Below are 17,915 nucleotides of genomic sequence, written 5' to 3' on the forward strand. Positions count from 1 at the left end.
CCGAGGCAGAACGACGCGCCCATTTCGCAGATGCTGCAGAGAAGTGGCGCCAGGCGCTTGAAGCTGCGCGGGCGGTAGATGTTGCTTGGATCCACATCCGCATAGGTTTTTGCGTCAACGCGGCCCAGCGCTGCTGGGGTAACGCTCAATGACCTATCAACTCATCTATGCAGATCCACCTTGGAGTTACGGCAACACGATTAGCAATGGCGCCGCCGGCAATCACTACAGCACGATGAGCATGGCAGATCTGAAACGTCTGCCTGTGTGGGCTATTGCTGCGCCTGATAGCGTGCTCGCAATGTGGTACACCGGCAACCACAGCCAAGAGGCGATCGAGCTGGCAGAGGCCTGGGGATTCAGCGTCAGAACGATGAAGGCTTTCACTTGGGTGAAGCTGAACCAGCAGGCCGAAATTCGGTTCAACAAAGCGCTGAAGCAGCAAACCATCTTCGACTTCACCGACCTGATCGACATGCTCAACGCCGAAACACGAATGAATGGCGGCAACTACACCCGCGCCAACTCCGAAGACGTGTTGATCGCCGTTCGCGGCCAGGGCATCGAGCGCGCCAGTGCATCAGTAAAGCAGGTTGTGTTCAGCTGTCTCGGCGAGCACAGCGCGAAACCCTGGGAAGTCCGCCGGCGCCTTGAACTGCTCTACGGCGACGTGTCACGAATTGAACTATTCAGCCGTGGCGATGCGCCAGGCTGGGATCATTGGGGGAATCAATGCCCAGTAAACAGCCTGCAATTGCTGCCGGCAGCGTTCAGCAAAACGCACTCAGATCAGTAGCGAAACGCTGTAACGACGAACTCCACGCCGCGATTAAGCAACACCCGAAAACCCCTTTCAACACCCTATCCCGCCCTATCATCATGAAGCATTTCGCTCAGGTCGAACTGCTCGGCATTTCTTTGCCGCGATTCAACTACACGATCGGCATGCTGAATGGGCGTTTTACAGAGAGATGACCATGGCAGAAATAAACATAAACGATGTGCCGTTCACGCTCCCTGAAGCGGCTGCATTCATGAAGAAGTCACCGAGAACCCTTCGAGCGCTGATTAAAGAGGGGTTGCTTCATGCCAACAAAAGCGGGAAGAAAGGCGGCGGCAGATGGGAGATTTTAAAGTCCGAGTGCCTTGCATATTACGCAAGAGAGACAGAAAATCGGGCCGTGAATGCAGACGGCCATCAACAGAAAGGTAACAACAGATGGCCCTCAAACAACGTTACGGAAATTGGTACTGCGATTTTGTCGAACCGGGCAGTGGTAAAAGAATTAGGCGCTGCCTTAACACGACGGACAAGCTCCAAGCGCAAGAGCTCTACGATCAGCTAAGGGCTGATGCTTGGCGGGTAAACAAGCTTGGAGAGATAGCGGAGCACACTTTTGAAGAGGCGTGTCTGCGCTGGCTAACGGAGAAGGAAGAGAAAAGGTCATTGGATGACGACCGAACGAAGATAGAGTTTTTCCTGCAGCACTTCGCTGGCAAAACCCTATCATCGATCACGGAAGATCGGATTATGGCCGCTGTTGCCAAAATGCCTAACAGGAAACATCGCCAACGATGGGAACTGAAAAAGGCTGCAGCGGAGAGGAAGGGTAAACCAGTGCCGGCATACGAACCTAAGCCGGTATCCGCCGCAACGCGCAGCCAGCACCTTTCCTTCATGAGGGGGCTGATGAAGATTGCGGCTGACGAATGGAAGTGGCTACGTAAAGCGCCGGTGATAAAGGTGAGGAAGCCTGCAAGCAAGCGCGTCAGGTGGCTGACAAAGGAAGAGGCGGCCACCTTGATCAAATGCATGCCTGAACAGTTTAGGCCCGTTGTGGTTTTTGCCCTGGCAACTGGCCTACGCCGTTCAAATATCATCGATCTCGAATGGTCACAGGTTGATATGCAAAGAAAAGTGGCATGGATTCACCCAGAGAACGCCAAAGCGGGTAAGGCTATTGGCGTTGCGCTGAACGATACCGCATGCCGGACATTGCGTGATCAGATTGGGAAGCACTCACGGTACGTCTTTGTGCATACGACAGCACGGAAACGACCTGGCGGCGGAGTGACCCCGGCAGTTAGGAAAATGCGGGTTGATGATAACTCAGCATGGAACACTGGGAAACGGCGGGCAGGAATAACTGATTTCCGCTTTCACGATCTGCGGCATACGTGGGCGAGTTGGTTGGTTCAGGCAGGTGTGCCGCTTTCGGCACTGCAAGAAATGGGCGGCTGGGAGAGCATCGAAATGGTTCAGCGCTATGCTCACTTATCCCCAACCCATCTTACCGAACATGCGAGAAAAATTGACGAAGTCTTGGCGGGCAATGTCACTAGTCTGGCACTTTTGGAAAATCTTGCAGTGGGGGAATGAGCGTAACTCATTGATACTTAATGGCACGCCCTATAGGATTCGAACCTATGACCTACGGCTTAGAAGGCCGTTGCTCTATCCAACTGAGCTAAGGGCGCATTGAGATGCGGCAACCTGTGGTTGCGGGTTGCGATTATACGGTCAGAGGTTAGCGAGTCAATGCCTTTTCATGACGTTACGGCGGCGACGGTGCTTTATGGCGTTTTTTCCGCCAGCGCGCGTGCGGCGGCCCGCGCTATGCTGTGTTGCGCCAGGCCGACAGCGGTATCGCCTGGCTTGCGTTCGGCCCCTTGCCGCCCATCGCCCCGCCGCAGGCAAAGGCGCACGGACTGAACGACCGCCGTAATGTCGCCCCAATCGGCATGCTCAACCACCTGCATGTTGCAGGTCGCCTCCCCTCTTTTCCCCAGAGCGGAGTCAGGGCGTGCGCTGTTTAAAGAAGCCTGGCTCCACGGCGCCCAAGCCAGCAATAGCGCGCACCCTACCCATGCGCTGCCGTTCATGCACACAGCTTCCGCCACAGGGCGCTCAGGCGCGCCCGCCACGACGGCGTCGCCTGGTGCTGACAAAGCTGATGCAGCGCGGTGAGTTGCTCACTGTCCGCCGGATGCAGCGAAGAATCGAACACCGTCTCACCAACGTGCTTAGGCTGCGCCGGTTGCTGATCAGGCTGATGATGCAACGGATAAAGCCGGGTTATCGCTCTCATGATCCTGCCCTCTTTCGCCCTGTGTATGGCCCCAGCGTATGCAAATGCCGGTAAAAATGGCGTAGAGGTTCCTGAAGCCGGCATAAAAAAAGCGTAAATCGGCCTCGCCGACGGCGGCGAGGGTGATTCTGCGCCTGACAGCGCGCTCAGCTTCTGACAGAATAGCGGCATCCCCGCTTTTCTTAATTGATGGATTTCCACACTGATGTCAGCAAAGATTATTGATGGTAAAACGATTGCGCAGCAGGTTAGAAACGAAGTGGCTGAGCAAGTGAAACAACGTCTGGCGGCCGGCAAGCGCGCGCCAGGGCTGGCGGTTGTGCTGGTCGGCGAGAATCCGGCTTCGCAAATTTACGTCGCCAGCAAGCGCCGCGCCTGCGATGAAGTCGGCTTCCTCTCCCGCTCCTACGACCTGCCCGCTGCCACCAGTGAAGCCGAGCTGCTGGCGTTGATCGACCAGCTGAACGCCGATGAGGAAATCGACGGCATTTTGGTGCAGCTGCCGTTGCCGGCCGGCATCGATAACGTCAAGGTGCTGGAACGCATCCATCCGGACAAAGACGTCGACGGCTTCCACCCGTACAACGTCGGCCGCCTGTGCCAGCGCGCGCCCAAGCTGCGCCCATGCACGCCGCGCGGCATCGTCACCCTGCTGGAGCGTTATAACATCGATACCTACGGCCTGAACGCCGTGGTGGTCGGCGCGTCCAACATTGTCGGCCGCCCGATGAGCATGGAGCTGCTGCTGGCCGGCTGCACCACCACCGTCACCCACCGCTTCACCAAGAATCTGCGTCATCACGTCGAGAACGCCGATCTGCTGGTGGTGGCGGTCGGCAAACCCGGCTTCATTCCGGGCGACTGGATCAAACCGGGCGCCATCGTGGTTGACGTCGGCATCAACCGCCTGGAAAGCGGTAAAGTGGTGGGCGATGTCGATTTCGACGCCGCCAGCGAGCGCGCCGCCTACATCACCCCGGTGCCGGGTGGCGTTGGCCCGATGACCGTGGCTACACTGATCCAAAATACCTTGCAGGCCTGCGAGGAATATCACGACGTTCAACCTAAATAAGTAAGGCAGTATGGAAATTTTCAATCTGGACAATCATCCCCATGTCGAACTGTGCGATCTGCTGAAGTTCCAGGGCTGGTGTGAAAGCGGCGGCGCCGCCAAAGAAGTCATCGCCGAAGGGCAGGTGAAAGTCGACGGTAAGGTCGAAACCCGCAAGCGCTGCAAGATCGTCGCCGATCAGGTGGTGGAGTTCGGCGGCGGCAAGGTCATGGTTAAACCCTAACCCGCAGCCATAGAAAAAGGCGCTGAATTCAGCGCCTTTTTTGTTTCCTTCTGCCGGATTACTTACGGCGCCAGGTGGTGCCCTGCGGGCCGTCTTCCAGCACGATGTTCATCTCGTTCAAGCGATCACGCGCGGCATCCGCCAGCGCCCAGTCTTTGGCGGCACGCGCTTCGTTACGCTGTTTAATCAGCGCTTCGATCTCCGCCACTTCGCCGTCGTCAACCTGTGCGCCCCCTTGCAGGAACTGCTCCGGCTCCTGCTGCAGCAGGCCAAGCACGTTCGCCAGCTTGCGCAGTTCCGCCGCCATGCCGCTGGCCGCCGCCATGTCTTCCCCCTTCAGGCGGTTAACCTCGCGCGCCAGATCGAACAGCGCCGAGTAGGCTTCCGGGGTGTTGAAGTCGTCGTCCATCGCTTCGCGGAAGCGAGCTTCGAACGCTTCGCCGCCGGCCGGCGCGGCATTGGCGTCGGTGCCGCGCAGCGCGGTATAGAGGCGCTCCAGCGCGGTGCGCGCCTGCTTGAGATTCTCTTCACTGTAGTTCAGCTGGCTGCGATAGTGGCCGGACATCAGGAAGTAACGCACCGTCTCCGCATCGTAATGGCCGAGCACGTCGCGAATGGTAAAGAAGTTATCCAGCGATTTGGACATCTTCTCTTTGTCGATCATCACCATGCCGGAGTGCATCCAGTAATTGACGTACGGGCCGTCGTGGGCGCAGCTCGACTGCGCGATCTCGTTCTCGTGGTGCGGGAACATCAGATCGGAACCGCCGCCGTGAATGTCGAAGTGGGTGCCCAGCTGTTTGCAGTTCATGGCGGAGCATTCGATGTGCCAGCCCGGACGGCCCGGCCCCCACGGCGACTGCCAGCTCGGCTCGCCCGGTTTGGACATCTTCCACAGCACGAAGTCCATCGGGTTGCGCTTAACGTCGTCGATCTCCACGCGCGCGCCGGCCTGCAGCTGCTCCAGATCCTGGCGCGACAGCAGCCCGTACTGCGGATCGCTGTCGATGGAGAACATCACGTCGCCGTTGCTGGCCACATAGGCGTGATCGCGATCGATCAGGCGCTGGGTGATCTCGATGATCTCGGCGATGTGTTGGGTCGCGCGCGGTTCGCTGTCCGGGCGATCGATCAGCAACGCGTCGAAGTCGGCATGCATTTCCGCCAGCATGCGTTCGGTCAGTTGATCGCAGGTCTCATGATTTTCCGCCGCGCGGCGGATGATTTTGTCGTCCACGTCGGTGACGTTGCGCACGTAGTTCAGCGAATAGCCGAGATAGCGCAGGTAACGCGCCACCACGTCGAAAGCGACAAAGGTACGACCGTGGCCGATGTGACACAGGTCATAGATGGTTACCCCGCACACGTACATGCCCACTTTCCCGGCATGAATGGGTTTGAATTCCTCTTTTTGACGACTCAGGGTATTAAAAATCTTTAGCATCGGGAGATTCCGTGGTGTGCGTGATAACAAAAAAGATAACCGGGCTTCAGGTTTAACGCCCGGTAGCGTATTGAAACCTGAAGCCTGATCTATTGCAAGGTTAAGGCCATGCTTTGCTGACTTCACGCGAAGAAAAAGCGCAAAATTCGCCGGCCGGCGCAATTGTTATAATATAACATAAACACAATTACCACAGACAGTGCGCGGTTGAGCCGCTGCTGACTCGCTGGGGCGGATATGTTATAAGGGCGGTCTGAATGTTCACTCGCTTTACGTGACGTCTCACTTCACCTTGTTAGGATTAAAACTATGGTTACTTTCCACACCAATCACGGCGATATCGTTATCAAGACCTTTGCTGACAAAGCGCCGGTTACCGTTGAAAACTTCCTGAACTACTGCCGCGCCGGTTTCTACGACAACACCATCTTCCACCGTGTGATCAACGGCTTCATGATCCAGGGCGGCGGTTTCGAGCCGGGCATGAACCAGAAAGCGACCAACGCGGCCATCAAGAACGAAGCCAACAACGGTTTGAAAAACACCATCGGCACCCTGGCAATGGCGCGCACCAACGATCCGCACTCCGCCACCGCACAGTTCTTCATCAACGTGGCTGACAACGACTTCCTGAACTTCCGCGGCGAAAACGTGCAGGGCTGGGGCTACTGCGTGTTTGCTGAAGTGGTTGAAGGCATGGACGTGGTCAACAAGATCAAAGGCGTGAAAACCGGCCGCAGCGGCATGCACCAGGACGTACCGGTAGAAGACGTGGTGATCAACAGCGTGACCGTCAGCGAGTAATCGCGGCTGCATGAGTACGCTGTTCATCGCAGATCTGCACTTGTGCGCACAGGAACCGGCAATCACTGCCGGTTTTCTGCGTTTTTTACGGCGCGAAGCGGTGCACGCCGACGCGCTGTACATCCTCGGCGACCTGTTTGAAGCCTGGATCGGCGACGACGATCCCGAGCCGCTGCACGCGGAGATCGCCGCGGCGCTGAAAGCGCTGCAACAGGCCGGCGTGCCCTGCTATTTCATCCACGGCAACCGCGATTTTCTGCTCGGCAAGCGCTTCGCCCGCGCCAGCGGCATGCAGCTGCTGCCGGAAGAAAAAGTGCTGGAGCTGTACGGCCGCAGGATCCTGATCCTGCACGGCGACACCCTGTGCACCGACGATCAAGCCTATCAGCAATTCCGCCGTAAAGTGCACAACCCGCTGATTCAAAAACTGTTCCTCGCGCTGCCGCTGCGCTGGCGACTGAAGATCGCCGCCAAGATGCGCGCCCGCAGCCAGCAATCCAACCAGTACAAGTCGGACGCCATCATGGACGTCAACCCGCAGGCGGTCGAGCAAACGATGCTGCGCCACGATGTGCACTGGATGATCCACGGCCATACCCATCGCCCGGCGGTGCATCGGCTGGCGTTGAGCAACGGCGAAGCCCATCGCGCGGTGCTGGGCGCCTGGCACGTCGAAGGATCGATGATCAAAGTCAGCGCCGACGCCGTCGAGCTGATCCAATTCCCGTTCTGAGTTCCGCACTGGCGCGCGGGTGAAAATTCGCGCTTTCGCCGGTGAAAACCGGCGACGCAACCGTTTTCCTCGCCGTGCGCTCATGGTATGCTCTACGCCCTCATTCGGCCCTCAGCCGACGCCAGACAAATCACAGGAGCCTTACACCCATGGGAGCCAACGCCGCTTCAGCCGCCAATGCCGGGGCTAAAATCGCAATTGTAATGGGATCGAAAAGTGACTGGGCCACCATGCAGTTCGCCGCCGAAGTCCTGACCCAGCTCGATGTCCCCTTCCATGTCGAAGTCGTTTCCGCTCACCGCACGCCGGACAAGCTGTTCAGCTTCGCCGAGCAGGCTGCCGCCAACGGCTTTGACGTGATCATCGCCGGCGCCGGCGGTGCCGCGCATCTGCCGGGCATGCTGGCGGCGAAAACGCTGGTGCCGGTGCTGGGTGTACCGGTGCAAAGCGCCGCGCTGAGCGGCGTGGACAGCCTCTACTCCATCGTGCAGATGCCGCGCGGCATTCCGGTGGGGACGCTGGCGATCGGCAAAGCCGGCGCCGCCAACGCCGGGCTGCTGGCGATGCAGATCCTGGCGCTGCACGACGCCGCGCTGGCGCAGCGTTTGGCGGACTGGCGTCAGGCGCAGACTGAAGACGTTTTGAACCACCCCGATCCGCGGGAGGACGCATGAAGCCGGTTTGCGTATTGGGCAACGGTCAGCTGGGGCGCATGCTGCGCCAGGCCGGCGAACCGCTGGGCATCGCCGTCTACCCTGTCGGCATCGATGCCGAACCCGAGGCGGTGCCGTATCAGAACAGCGTCATTACCGCCGAGATTGAACGCTGGCCGGAAACCGCGCTGACGCGCGAACTGGCGACTCACAGCGCCTTCGTCAACCGTGACATCTTCCCGCGTTTGGCGGATCGCCTGACGCAAAAGCAGCTGCTCGATCAACTCGGCCTGGCGACCGCGCCGTGGCAGCTGCTGGCGAGCGCCGCCGAATGGCCGCAGGTGTTCGCTGCGCTGGGCGAGCTGGCGATCGTCAAACGCCGGGTCGGCGGCTATGACGGCCGCGGCCAGTGGCGCTTGCGTCCGGGGCAGGAAGCCGAACTGCCGGCCGATGCCTATGGCGAGTGCATCGTCGAGCAAGGCATCAATTTCTCCGGCGAAGTGTCGCTGGTGGGCGCGCGCGGCCACGACGGCCGTTCGGTCTTCTACCCGCTGACCCACAACCTGCATGAAGACGGCATCCTGCGCGCCAGCGTGGCGCTGCCGCAGCCCAATCCGGCGCTGCAGCAACAGGCCGAGCAGATGCTGGCGGCGATCCTGAACGAGCTGAACTACGTCGGCGTGATGGCGATGGAGTGCTTTATCGTCGGCGATCGGCTGTTGATCAACGAACTGGCGCCGCGCGTGCACAACAGCGGCCACTGGACGCAAAACGGTGCATCCATCAGCCAGTTCGAGCTGCACCTGCGCGCCATCCTCGGCCTGCCGCTGCCGCAGCCGGTGGTGAGCACACCGTCGGTGATGGTCAACCTGATCGGCACCGCCGTCAACGAACAGTGGCTGTCGCTGCCGCTGGTGCATCTGCACTGGTATGAGAAAGAGGTGCGCCCGGGCCGCAAGGTCGGCCACCTCAATCTGAACGACCCGAGCGCCGCCGATCTACGTCAAGCGCTGCAGGCGCTGGCGCCGCTGCTGCCGGGCGAATACCAAAGCGGGCTGGCCTGGGCACAGCAGAAGCTGGCTTAACGGTTTACACCGCCGAAAAGAAGAAGGTTCAGCCCAGGCTGAACCTTTTTTATTGCCGCAAAGATCAACGCGAGCCGATATTACGCAACGGTTTGCCGGCCATCAGATTGCGCTCAATGTGTTCCAGTGAAATATTTTTGGTTTCCGGGATCAGCGCCAGCGTGATGAAAACAAACAGCACGTTAAGCCCCGCGTAGACCCAAAAGGTGTGAGCGCTGCCCAACGAATTCAGCATGGTCAGGAACGTCGCCCCCACGATCATATTGGCTATCCAGTTAGTGGCGGTGGAACAGGTGATGCCGAAATCGCGGCCTTTCAATGGCTGGATCTCTGAGCACAGCACCCAAATCAGCGGGCCGGCGCTCATGGCAAAGCCGACGATAAACATCAGCAGCATGACGATGGCGAAATATTGCTCCGCCGCCGAGTTCATGCCGATATTCATCATGGTGCCCAGCGCCCCCATGCCGACGGCCATCACGATAAACCCAAGGATCAAAGTGGGCTTGCGGCCCCAGCGGTCAACCAGCCCAATAGCGATAAAGGTGGCCAGCACGTTGACCAGACCGACGATCACCGTGCCCCACATCTGCTGTTCCGTACTGGCGAAGCCCGCCAGACCGAAAATCTTCGGCGCGTAATACATGGTGACGTTCATCCCGGTAAACTGCTGCATCACCTGAAGAAGAATGCCAAGGAAAACCGCGCGGCGGAAATTTTTATTGCCTTTGAACAACGCCCAACCGCTTTGCTTCAGTTTGAGGCTTTCACGAATTTCATTCAGCTCATACTGCGCCTGGGCACTGCTGTCGCGCAGCTTCTCCAACACCTGACGCGCTTGCTCATGGCGATTACGCGAGGCCAACCACCGCGGGCTGTCAGGCAAAAAGAACACGCCGACCAACAACAGCCCGGCCGGGATGGTGATGACACCCAACATCCAGCGCCAGGCGCCGGTATAGCTGAATGCCGTATCAGACAGGTAAGCGGCCAGAATGCCGATGGTGATCATCAATTGATACATCGAAATCATGCTGCCGCGGATTTTCTCCGGCGCGATTTCAGAAAGATAAATCGGCGCGGTATAAGAAGCGATCCCCACCGCCAATCCCAGCAGAATACGTGAAACGATCAACACCTCCACGTTGGGAGCGAACGCAGAACACAGCGATCCCGCCACGAAGAGGATTGCGCCGATCATCAAACTGTATTTGCGCCCCAGCCGGAAGTTCATCCAGCCGCTGCCGATAGCACCGACGGCGGCGCCAAACATCATTGAGCTGACCACCCACTCCTGCTGAGAGCTGGTGATCTGAAAAGTGTCGGTAATAAACGGCAGGGCGCCGGCGATCACGCCGATATCAAGACCGAACAGCAGGCCGGCCAAGGCGGCTAAAAAACAGACGAAAAAAGTCATGCCGACATGAGTCGGGCTTTTCTCCGCCGGTGTCACTTTGACGGTATCGCTCATACAGCCTCCAGGAGAAAACGGTCATCAGTGTGCGACATGATAGGAGGCAATGCGTCGGAGATAAGTGAGTGCGATCACATTAGTGAAAACGGTTACATTCCATTAAATCTTTTTAGGCCGTTTTTTATGGCGGATGAATTCACTTAATCCATGCGTAACCCTCTAAATCAATGCGTAAAACAGGCGAAGCCGGCCCGCTATCCGCTACACCGATGACCAATGGCAAACGTATCGATATGACATAAATGTAATCGATTTCACAATGAATGGGCATGAAGAGGAATTGCGCCAGTGACGCGCGAAAGAAAATCGGCAGGCCCGGCCACGCTTGGCGGCAACGGGCCTGCGATCGCCAGATCAGCCATCATAACTGCGGAACAGCGCCCGGCCGCGCAGCAAGCGCACGCCCAGCCAGCCGCCGCACAGCGACAGCAGCAGCGCGCTGGCCAGCGGCAGCGCCCACCACAGCACCGGCGTCGGCGTCCACGGGAAGTCGAACACCCGGCTTTGCAGCAGCCACAGCGCCGCTTCGGCCCCCACCGCCGCCGCGATGCCCGCCACCAGCCCCAGCAGGGCGAACTCGCACCACAGCGTGCGGCGCAGCAGCCGTTTGCCGGCCCCCAGCGTGCGATAGACCACCAGCTCCTGGCGGCGTTGACGCATGCCGACCTGCACCTGCGCCAGCAGCAGCAGGCCGCCGCACAGCACCACCAGCACCACCATCACCTCCAGCGCGCGGCTGACCTGTTGCAGCACGCCGCCGACCTGTTTCAGGATCGCGCCGATGTCCAGCAGGCTGAGCGTTGGGAACTGGCGGTTGAGCTGGGTCAGCATCCGGCCGTCGCCGTCGTAGCGGAAGCTGGTGAGCCAGGTCTGCGGCTGGCCGTCCAGCGCGCCCGGCGGGAAGATAAAGTAAAAGTTCGGCTTCAGGCTTTCCCAATCCACCTGGCGCAGGCTGGTGACTTTGGCGCTGAACGCCTGGGTATCGCCGCTGAAGGTCAGCGTGTCGCCCAGCTTGATCTTCAGCCGCCCGGCGATGCCTTCATCTATCGAGACTTCGCCGCTTTTCGGCGGCCAATTGCCCGCCACCAACGGATTGTGATCCGGCAGCTCGGCCAGCCAGGTCAGGTTCAGCTCACGGTTCACCGCCTCGCCGCCCGGATCGTCCTCATGCACCCGTTCGGTCGCCACCTGCTGGTTTATCTCGGTCAGGCGCACCCGGACGATCGGGTAATAGGTTTCCGGTTTGATCTGGTGCTGCTGCAGGAAGGTTTTCACCTGCGGCACCTGCGCCTCGGTCATGTTGAGCAGGAAATAGTTCGGGCTGTCCGGCGGCAGCTGTTGCTGCCAGCGTTCGAGCAGATCGCCGCGCAGCACCAACAGCAGCGCCAACAGCATGAACGACAGCGAGAACGCCGCCAACTGGCTGATGGTCACCCACGGCTGATGCAGCAGGCGGTTGACCGCCAGCCGCAGCGCCAGACTCTTGAGCGTGATGCGGCGCAACAGCAGCAGGCTGCCCCACCCTATACCGCCCAGCAGCAGCGCCAGCACCGCCATGCCCGCCAGGATCGCCCACAGCAACGTGCTGGCTCCCATCAGCAACACCAACAACGCGACCACGATCGCGGCCGTCACCGGCAGGAAGTAGCGCAGCGGCCAGACGTTGGCCGCCACATCGCGACGCAGCACCCGCAGCGGCTGGGTGGCCAGCAACTGGCGATACGGCCGCAACCCGACCAGCAGCGAAATCAGCACCAGCGCACCGAGCGCCCACAGCCACGGCCAGACGCCGGCGGCGGGCAACGCGGCCGGCAACACCGGCTTCAGCAGGCGAATCAACAGCGCCTCGAACGCCAGCCCGATCGCCCCGCCGCACACCGCCGCCAGCGCCATCACCGCCAGCCACTGGCCGACTATCAATTTGCGCAGCGCGCCGCGCCCGGCGCCAAGGGTTTTCAACACCGCGATCAGATCGTAGCGGCTGCGGCAATAGTGGCTCATCGCCACCGCCACGGCGGCGATCGACAACAGCAGCGTCAGCAGGGCCGACAACAGCAGGAACTGTTGGGAGCGCTGCAGCGACTTGCCCAGCGCGCTGCCGGATTCCTGCAGCCCGAACCAGCGCTGATCCGGCGTCAACTGCGGCGTCAGCCGTTCTTCGTAACGCTGAATATCCGGCTCGGCGCCGGCGAACATGTAACGATAGGTCAGGCGGCTGCCCGGCTGCACTGCGCCGGTCTTATCGACGTCCGCCAGGTTGATCATGATGCGCGGCGCGGTCTGGAATGGATTGAAACCGGCGTCCGGCTCCTGAATGATTTCACCGGCGATGCGCAGCGTGGTGTCGCCCACCTCCAGCGAATCCCCCACTTTCACGTTCAGCAGCGCCAGCAAACGCGGCGCCACCAGCACGCTGCCCGGTTCGGGCTGGATGTTGGCCGGGCGCGTTTCCAGCTTGCCGTACAGCGGATAGGCCAAATCGGTGGCTTTCACGTCCGCCAGCTGCGGCCGATCGCCGGCATAGGTCATGGTAGTGAACGACAGCTGACGGCTCACCTTCAGCCCTTGTTGCTGCGCGTCCAGCAGCCAGCCTTCCGGCACTGGATGCGCGCTGCGCAGCACCCGATCGCCGGCGATAAAATCGCGGCTCTGCTGGCTGAGCCCTTTGTCCATGCGATCGCTGATGCTGCCCAGCGCCAGCACGCAGGCGACGGAGAGCGTCAGCGCCAGCCACACGATCAGCAGCGACGGCGAGCGCCATTCGCGCCAGAACCAGCGCCAGATCATGCTTCCTCCCACAGCTTGCCTTCGCGCAGCCGCAGCCGCCGCTGGCAGCGCGCCGCCAGGGTTTCGTCATGGGTCACCAGGATCAGGGTGGTGTCAAAATCGCGGTTGAGGGAAAACAGCAGGTCGGCGATGCGATCGCCGGTCTGACGATCGAGGTTGCCGGTCGGTTCATCGGCGAACAGCACCCGCGGTCGGCCGCTGAAGGCGCGCGCCAGCGCCACGCGCTGCTGCTCGCCGCCGGACAGCTGCGCCGGCAGGTGATCGAGCCGTTTCCCCAGCCCCAACTGCTCGAGCAGCTGCACCGCCTGCTCGCGGCTCTGTCTGTCGCTCTCGCCGCGCAACAGCGCCGGCAGTTGCACGTTCTCCAGCGCGTTCAGCGTCGGCACCAGCATGAACGACTGAAACACGAAGCCGACATTCCTGGCGCGCAGCGCGGCGCGCCCCTCTTCGTCCAGCGCGGTCAGCGACTCGCCGAGCAAGCGCACCTCGCCTTCGCTGCCGTCATCCAGCCCGGCCAAAATGCCCAGCAAGGTCGATTTCCCCGATCCGGATTCGCCGATCAGGGCGATCGTCTGCGCGGGTTTGACAAGCAGCTCGACTCCGGTAAGGATGGTGAGCTGATGCTCACCCTGACCAACGTGTTTACTAAGATGATGAACTTCAAGAACGTTTTCCGCTGGCATCTTCCCTTCCTTTTGCTGTTGGGATTATTCAGTTTACGCGCTGCCGCCGCCGATACCTTGTTGATTTTAGGCGACAGTTTAAGCGCCGGTTACCGCCTGCCGATCGAGCGGGCCTGGCCGACGCTGTTGGCCGAACAGTGGCAGAAAAAACCGGGCGCGCCGCAGCTGGTCAACGCCAGCATCAGCGGCGACACCGCCGCGCAGGGGCTGGCGCGTCTGCCCGCGCTGCTGAAACAGCATCAGCCGCGCTGGGTGCTGATTGAGCTGGGCGCCAACGACGGCCTGCGCGGCTTCCCGGCGCAGGACGTACAGCGCGATCTCGGCCAGATCATCACGCAGGTGCAGCAGGCCGGCGCACAGCCGCTGCTGATGCAAATTCGCATCCCGCCGAACTACGGCCGCCGCTATACCGAGGCGTTCAGCGCCGTCTATCCGGCGCTGGCCAAACAGTTCAACATTCCGCTGCTGCCGTTCTATATGGAACAGGTGGTGGTGAAGCCGGAATGGATGCAGGATGACGGATTGCACCCCAATGGGGACGCCCAGCCGTTTATCGCCACCTGGATGGCGGAGCGCCTGGAACCCCTAGTAAAACATGAGTCTCACTAAATTAGGGTCGTACACTAGGTAAAGTTATGCAAAAAGCGGTATTGATAACCGGCTGTTCCAGCGGGATTGGACTGATTGCGGCGCAGGATCTGCGCAACCGCGGCTACCGGGTGCTGGCTGCCTGCCGCAAACCGCAGGACGTGGAAAACATGCGCCAGCTCGGGCTGGAAGGCATCGAGCTGGATCTGGACGACAGCGCCAGCGTCGAGCGTGCCGCTGCCGAGGTGATCGCGCTGACCGACGGCCGCCTGTACGGCCTGTTCAACAACGGCGGTTTCGGCGTTTACGGCCCGCTCAGCCGCATTTCGCGCAGCCAGCTGGAGCGGCAGTTCGCCACCAACCTGTTCGGCACCCACCAACTGACCCAACTGTTGTTGCCCGCGATGTTGCCGCACGGCGAAGGGCGCATTATTCAGACCAGCTCGGTGATGGGCCTGGTCTCCAGCGCCGGGCGCGGCGCCTACGCAGCCAGCAAGTTCGCGCTGGAGGCCTGGTCGGACGCGCTGCGCATGGAACTGCACGGCAGCGGCATTCAGGTCAGCCTGATCGAACCGGGGCCGATTTCCACTCACTTTAGCCAGAACGTCAACCAGGCGCAAAGCGACAAGCCGGTGCACAATCCCGGCATCGCCAAGCGCCTGACGCTGCCGCCGGAGGCCATTCTGCCCAAATTGCGCCACGCGCTGGAAAGCCCGCGCGCCAAATTGCGCTATCCGGTGACCCTGCTGGCGCACGCCATGAGCGTGCTGCGCCGCATTTTGCCGGGCCGCTGTCTGGATTGGCTGCTGCGCGGCAACGCTTAATTCGCCCGCCGGGGTTGAAGAATGGCGGCGCGCCCCCATCTACACCCCATGGCTCCGCACGATCAGAGAGAAAAAAGATGCTAGCTCAAGCTGTTGTTGATATTAACGAAACTAACCTGCACCAGACGCTGGAACAATCGATGTCCATTCCGGTGCTGTTCTACTTCTGGTCCGAGCGCAGCCAACACTGCCTGCAGCTCACGCCGGTGCTGGACAAGCTGGCGGCGGAATACGCCGGTCAGTTCATTCTGGCCAAGGTGGACTGCGACGCCGAACAGATGATCGCCTCGCAATTCGGGCTGCGTTCCATTCCGACGGTCTACCTGTTCAAAGACGGCCAGCCGGTCGACGGCTTCCAGGGCCCGCAGCCGGAAGAAGCGATCCGCGACTTGCTGCAGCGTTTCCTGCCGAAGGAAGAAGATCTGAAACTGGCGCAGGCGCAGGAACTGCTGGCCGCCGGCAACGCCGCCGAAGCGCTGCCGCTGCTGAAAGACGCCTGGCAGAGCAGCCAACAGCGCAGCGACATCGGTCTGACGTTGGCCGAAACCCAGATCGCGCTCAGCCGCAGCGAAGACGCTGAAGCGGTGCTGGCAACCATCCCGCTGCAGGATCGCGATACCCGCTATCAGGGCCTGGTGGCGCAGATTGAACTGTTGAAGCAGGCGGCGGACACGCCGGAAATCCAGCAGCTGCAACAACAGGTGCAACAGCAGCCGGACAACGTCGAACTGGCGGTGCAGCTGGCGCTGCAACTGCATCAGGTCGGGCGTAACGAAGAAGCGCTGGAACTGCTGATGGGGCATCTGAAGAAAGATCTGGCCGCCGCCAACGGCAGCGCGCGCAAAACCCTGATGGACATTCTGGCCGCGCTCGGCACCGGCGACGCGCTGGCCGCTAAATATCGCCGCCAGCTGTACTCCCTGCTGTACTGATATCCGTCATACTTGAAGCTGCATCCAGGCGGCAAATGTGAGAAGCCCTGGGCGCTTAGATAACTAAGTGACCAGGGCTCGAACGTGCAGCCAGCTTGAAATATGACGGGGATTAGCGATAGACCCGCACCCCGCCCTCCACGCCCGCCGGGCTGAACAACACCTGCCACAGCTGAATGTTGCGCGAACGGAACGCGCCGGCGCAGGCGTTCAGGTAATAGGTGAACATGCGTTCGAAGCGCTCGGAATAACCGCCCATCAGATCCGGCCACGCCCGTTTGAAATTCTCCAGCCAGGCCATCAGCGTGCGATCGTAATCGGCGCCAAAGTTGTGCCAATCCTCCATCACGAAACGCCCTTCGCTGGCCTCGGCGATATGCCGCACCGAAGGCAGGCAGCCGTTGGGGAAGATGTATTTGTCTATCCAGGCATCGACGTTGAGATCGGTCTGATTGGAACCGATAGTGTGCAGCAGGAACAGACCGTCGGGCTTCAGGTTGCGCGCCGCGACGCTGAAGTAGGTCTCATAGTTTTTCGGCCCGACGTGCTCGAACATGCCGACCGACACGATGCGATCAAACTGCCGATCCAGATCGCGGTAATCCTGCAGCAAGATCTCGACGTCCAGCCCGGCGCAGCGTTCCTGCGCCAGCTTCTGCTGCTCGGCCGAAATGGTCACGCCGTGCACCGAGACGCCGTAGTTTTGCGCCGCAAACTGCGCCAATCCGCCCCAGCCGCAGCCGATATCCAGCAGCGTCATGCCCGGTTTCAACTGCAGTTTTTCGCAGATCATCCTGAGCTTGGCCTGCTGCGCCTGCTCCAGCGTCTGCGCCTCTTTCCAGTAACCGCAGGAGTATTGCATATAAGGATCGAGCATCGCCCGGAACAGGTCGTTGCCGATGTCGTAGTGTTCTTTGCCCACCTGCCAGGCACGCTTGCGCGATTGGCGATTGAACAGCCGGGCATAGGCGATGCGCGCGATGTCGCTCAGGCTTTTCGGCAGCCGTTCATCGACGCCGGCCTGCAGAATGCGGGTGAACAGCATGTCCAACCGTTCGCACTCCCACCAGCCGTCCATATAGCTTTCGCCGAAGCCGAGCGAGCCTTCCTGCAAAATGCGTTTGAACAGCGCCGGGTTATGCACCCGGATATCCCAGGCGCGCGGGCCGTTGATGGCGACGCCGGCTTCCGCCAACATCTCCTCCACAATGCGATACCAGCGATCGTTCTTCTGGGCGAGTTCATCAACACTGAGCGAATCCATAACAATCCTTGGCCGAAATGTCATTTCAAAAAGCATAGTCGCAAATGAAAATGACAAATTTTTGACGGTAAACACGGGGGTGTTTTTACTCTAGCCAAGGCGAGCAACATCATGAAATGAATAAAAATTATTGAAATCATGCCATTTAGGCATACTTATTTTTCAGCTGTGCCACACTTGTCGTGACAACACTCTGTTCCAGACGCGGGATCCGCTGATCGCGGGTTTGGTCGGTGCCCTGGATTAAGTCGCGGTATCAG

18 protein-coding genes, 1 tRNA gene and 1 pseudogene are annotated in these 17,915 nt (G+C 60.3%); 12 read left to right on the plus strand and 8 right to left on the minus strand.

The window, feature by feature from the left end; all coding sequences use genetic code 11:
• Positions 1-148 precede the first annotated feature (148 nt).
• The 3 genes and pseudogenes from H7A77_RS08530 (at position 149) to H7A77_RS08535 (ending at position 2,380) form a co-directional block, all read left to right on the plus strand.
• Positions 149-796: an MT-A70 family methyltransferase gene (locus H7A77_RS08530; protein WP_182074060.1), complete on the plus strand. Its 648-nt coding sequence runs from the start codon at positions 149-151 to the stop codon at positions 794-796.
• Between the two features lie 181 nt (positions 797-977).
• Positions 978-1,142 (plus strand): annotated as a pseudogene (locus tag H7A77_RS25730) (helix-turn-helix domain-containing protein); the annotation flags it as partial.
• 77 nt (positions 1,143-1,219) lie between these two features.
• Positions 1,220-2,380, plus strand: coding sequence for a site-specific integrase (locus H7A77_RS08535; RefSeq protein ID WP_182074061.1), 1,161 nt, complete (start codon positions 1,220-1,222; stop codon positions 2,378-2,380).
• Between the two features lie 21 nt (positions 2,381-2,401).
• Here H7A77_RS08535 and H7A77_RS08540 read toward each other — a convergent pair.
• The 3 genes from H7A77_RS08540 to H7A77_RS08550 form a co-directional block, all read right to left on the minus strand.
• Positions 2,402-2,478 (minus strand) — tRNA-Arg (locus tag H7A77_RS08540).
• A gap of 96 nt (positions 2,479-2,574) precedes the next feature.
• A complete protein-coding gene (locus H7A77_RS08545; protein WP_145957757.1) occupies positions 2,575-2,883 on the minus strand; it encodes a hypothetical protein in 309 nt (102 codons plus the stop codon).
• Positions 2,880-3,089 carry a hypothetical protein gene (locus H7A77_RS08550; RefSeq protein ID WP_042783825.1) on the minus strand — a complete coding sequence of 70 codons (210 nt, stop codon included), beginning with the start codon at positions 3,087-3,089 and terminating at the stop codon, positions 2,880-2,882. Before H7A77_RS08550 ends, H7A77_RS08545 begins: the two co-directional genes overlap by 4 nt.
• 205 nt (positions 3,090-3,294) lie before the next feature.
• Between H7A77_RS08550 and folD the strand changes: the two genes are divergently transcribed.
• Both folD and ybcJ read left to right on the plus strand, forming a co-directional pair.
• The gene (gene folD, locus H7A77_RS08555; RefSeq protein ID WP_004940177.1) at positions 3,295-4,161 is read left to right on the plus strand and encodes a bifunctional methylenetetrahydrofolate dehydrogenase/methenyltetrahydrofolate cyclohydrolase FolD; all 867 of its coding nucleotides are present in this window, start codon (positions 3,295-3,297) and stop codon (positions 4,159-4,161) included.
• A gap of 10 nt (positions 4,162-4,171) precedes the next feature.
• Positions 4,172-4,384, plus strand: a complete 213-nt coding sequence (gene ybcJ / locus H7A77_RS08560) for a ribosome-associated protein YbcJ (protein ID WP_033642141.1) — start codon at positions 4,172-4,174, stop codon at positions 4,382-4,384.
• 58 nt (positions 4,385-4,442) lie between these two features.
• On the opposite strand, the gene cysS is transcribed toward ybcJ, so the two are convergent.
• Positions 4,443-5,828 (minus strand): cysteine--tRNA ligase, encoded by a 1,386-nt coding sequence (gene cysS, locus H7A77_RS08565; RefSeq protein ID WP_033642140.1) that lies wholly within the window; start codon positions 5,826-5,828, stop codon positions 4,443-4,445.
• A 309-nt stretch (positions 5,829-6,137) separates the two neighbouring features.
• Between cysS and ppiB the strand changes: the two genes are divergently transcribed.
• The 4 genes from ppiB to purK all read left to right on the plus strand — a co-directional run bounded on the left by ppiB (position 6,138) and on the right by purK (position 9,103).
• Complete coding sequence (gene ppiB / locus H7A77_RS08570; RefSeq protein ID WP_016928800.1) at positions 6,138-6,632, plus strand: peptidylprolyl isomerase B; 495 nt, start codon at positions 6,138-6,140, stop codon at positions 6,630-6,632.
• Between the two features lie 10 nt (positions 6,633-6,642).
• Positions 6,643-7,365, plus strand: coding sequence for a UDP-2,3-diacylglucosamine diphosphatase (locus H7A77_RS08575; RefSeq protein WP_033642139.1), 723 nt, complete (start codon positions 6,643-6,645; stop codon positions 7,363-7,365).
• Positions 7,366-7,514: 149 nt separating this feature from the next.
• Positions 7,515-8,039, plus strand: a complete 525-nt coding sequence (purE, locus tag H7A77_RS08580) for a 5-(carboxyamino)imidazole ribonucleotide mutase (protein ID WP_004940188.1) — start codon at positions 7,515-7,517, stop codon at positions 8,037-8,039.
• Complete coding sequence (purK, locus tag H7A77_RS08585; protein ID WP_016928803.1) at positions 8,036-9,103, plus strand: 5-(carboxyamino)imidazole ribonucleotide synthase; 1,068 nt, start codon at positions 8,036-8,038, stop codon at positions 9,101-9,103. Before purE ends, purK begins: the two co-directional genes overlap by 4 nt.
• Before the next feature lie 64 nt (positions 9,104-9,167).
• Here the strand turns inward: purK and H7A77_RS08590 are convergent, their stop codons facing one another.
• The 3 genes from H7A77_RS08590 to ybbA form a co-directional block, all read right to left on the minus strand.
• Positions 9,168-10,574, minus strand: a complete 1,407-nt coding sequence (locus H7A77_RS08590; RefSeq protein WP_033642138.1) for a sugar porter family MFS transporter — start codon at positions 10,572-10,574, stop codon at positions 9,168-9,170.
• Between the two features lie 357 nt (positions 10,575-10,931).
• Positions 10,932-13,364, minus strand: a complete 2,433-nt coding sequence (gene ybbP, locus H7A77_RS08595; RefSeq protein ID WP_060659844.1) for a putative ABC transporter permease subunit YbbP — start codon at positions 13,362-13,364, stop codon at positions 10,932-10,934.
• Positions 13,361-14,047: a putative ABC transporter ATP-binding protein YbbA gene (ybbA, locus tag H7A77_RS08600; RefSeq protein WP_004940192.1), complete on the minus strand. Its 687-nt coding sequence runs from the start codon at positions 14,045-14,047 to the stop codon at positions 13,361-13,363. The genes ybbP and ybbA overlap by 4 nt, the downstream gene beginning before the upstream one ends.
• Here ybbA and tesA point away from each other — a divergent pair.
• The 3 genes from tesA to H7A77_RS08615 all read left to right on the plus strand — a co-directional run bounded on the left by tesA (position 14,018) and on the right by H7A77_RS08615 (position 16,391).
• Positions 14,018-14,656, plus strand: a complete 639-nt coding sequence (tesA, locus tag H7A77_RS08605; RefSeq protein WP_162997219.1) for a multifunctional acyl-CoA thioesterase I/protease I/lysophospholipase L1 — start codon at positions 14,018-14,020, stop codon at positions 14,654-14,656. The genes ybbA and tesA overlap by 30 nt on opposite strands.
• Before the next feature lie 26 nt (positions 14,657-14,682).
• Positions 14,683-15,459: an SDR family oxidoreductase gene (locus H7A77_RS08610; RefSeq protein ID WP_096241989.1), complete on the plus strand. Its 777-nt coding sequence runs from the start codon at positions 14,683-14,685 to the stop codon at positions 15,457-15,459.
• Positions 15,460-15,536: 77 nt separating this feature from the next.
• Positions 15,537-16,391, plus strand: a complete 855-nt coding sequence (locus tag H7A77_RS08615) for a co-chaperone YbbN (RefSeq protein WP_025301810.1) — start codon at positions 15,537-15,539, stop codon at positions 16,389-16,391.
• A gap of 112 nt (positions 16,392-16,503) precedes the next feature.
• Here H7A77_RS08615 and cfa read toward each other — a convergent pair whose 3' ends face one another.
• The gene (gene cfa / locus H7A77_RS08620; protein ID WP_033642134.1) at positions 16,504-17,655 is read right to left on the minus strand and encodes a cyclopropane fatty acyl phospholipid synthase; all 1,152 of its coding nucleotides are present in this window, start codon (positions 17,653-17,655) and stop codon (positions 16,504-16,506) included.
• Positions 17,656-17,915: the final 260 nt, after the last annotated feature.

Origin of the sequence: Serratia sp. ME47 (assembly GCF_903970925.1) — a bacterium.
GTDB lineage: Bacteria > Pseudomonadota > Gammaproteobacteria > Enterobacterales > Enterobacteriaceae > Serratia > Serratia ureilytica.

Coding starts and splice junctions, on each gene's coding strand:
- ppiB (WP_016928800.1), top strand. CDS start 6,138: ATGGTTACTTTCCACACCAATCACGGCGATATCGTTATCAAGACCTTT.
- cfa (WP_033642134.1), bottom strand. CDS start 17,655: ATGGATTCGCTCAGTGTTGATGAACTCGCCCAGAAGAACGATCGCTGG.
- ybbP (WP_060659844.1), bottom strand. CDS start 13,364: ATGATCTGGCGCTGGTTCTGGCGCGAATGGCGCTCGCCGTCGCTGCTG.
- H7A77_RS08610 (WP_096241989.1), top strand. CDS start 14,683: ATGCAAAAAGCGGTATTGATAACCGGCTGTTCCAGCGGGATTGGACTG.
- H7A77_RS08530 (WP_182074060.1), top strand. CDS start 149: ATGACCTATCAACTCATCTATGCAGATCCACCTTGGAGTTACGGCAAC.
- cysS (WP_033642140.1), bottom strand. CDS start 5,828: ATGCTAAAGATTTTTAATACCCTGAGTCGTCAAAAAGAGGAATTCAAA.
- ybbA (WP_004940192.1), bottom strand. CDS start 14,047: ATGCCAGCGGAAAACGTTCTTGAAGTTCATCATCTTAGTAAACACGTT.
- purK (WP_016928803.1), top strand. CDS start 8,036: ATGAAGCCGGTTTGCGTATTGGGCAACGGTCAGCTGGGGCGCATGCTG.
- purE (WP_004940188.1), top strand. CDS start 7,515: ATGGGAGCCAACGCCGCTTCAGCCGCCAATGCCGGGGCTAAAATCGCA.
- H7A77_RS08575 (WP_033642139.1), top strand. CDS start 6,643: ATGAGTACGCTGTTCATCGCAGATCTGCACTTGTGCGCACAGGAACCG.
- ybcJ (WP_033642141.1), top strand. CDS start 4,172: ATGGAAATTTTCAATCTGGACAATCATCCCCATGTCGAACTGTGCGAT.
- H7A77_RS08615 (WP_025301810.1), top strand. CDS start 15,537: ATGCTAGCTCAAGCTGTTGTTGATATTAACGAAACTAACCTGCACCAG.
- folD (WP_004940177.1), top strand. CDS start 3,295: ATGTCAGCAAAGATTATTGATGGTAAAACGATTGCGCAGCAGGTTAGA.
- tesA (WP_162997219.1), top strand. CDS start 14,018: ATGAACTTCAAGAACGTTTTCCGCTGGCATCTTCCCTTCCTTTTGCTG.
- H7A77_RS08590 (WP_033642138.1), bottom strand. CDS start 10,574: ATGAGCGATACCGTCAAAGTGACACCGGCGGAGAAAAGCCCGACTCAT.
- H7A77_RS08535 (WP_182074061.1), top strand. CDS start 1,220: ATGGCCCTCAAACAACGTTACGGAAATTGGTACTGCGATTTTGTCGAA.
- H7A77_RS08545 (WP_145957757.1), bottom strand. CDS start 2,883: ATGAACGGCAGCGCATGGGTAGGGTGCGCGCTATTGCTGGCTTGGGCG.
- H7A77_RS08550 (WP_042783825.1), bottom strand. CDS start 3,089: ATGAGAGCGATAACCCGGCTTTATCCGTTGCATCATCAGCCTGATCAG.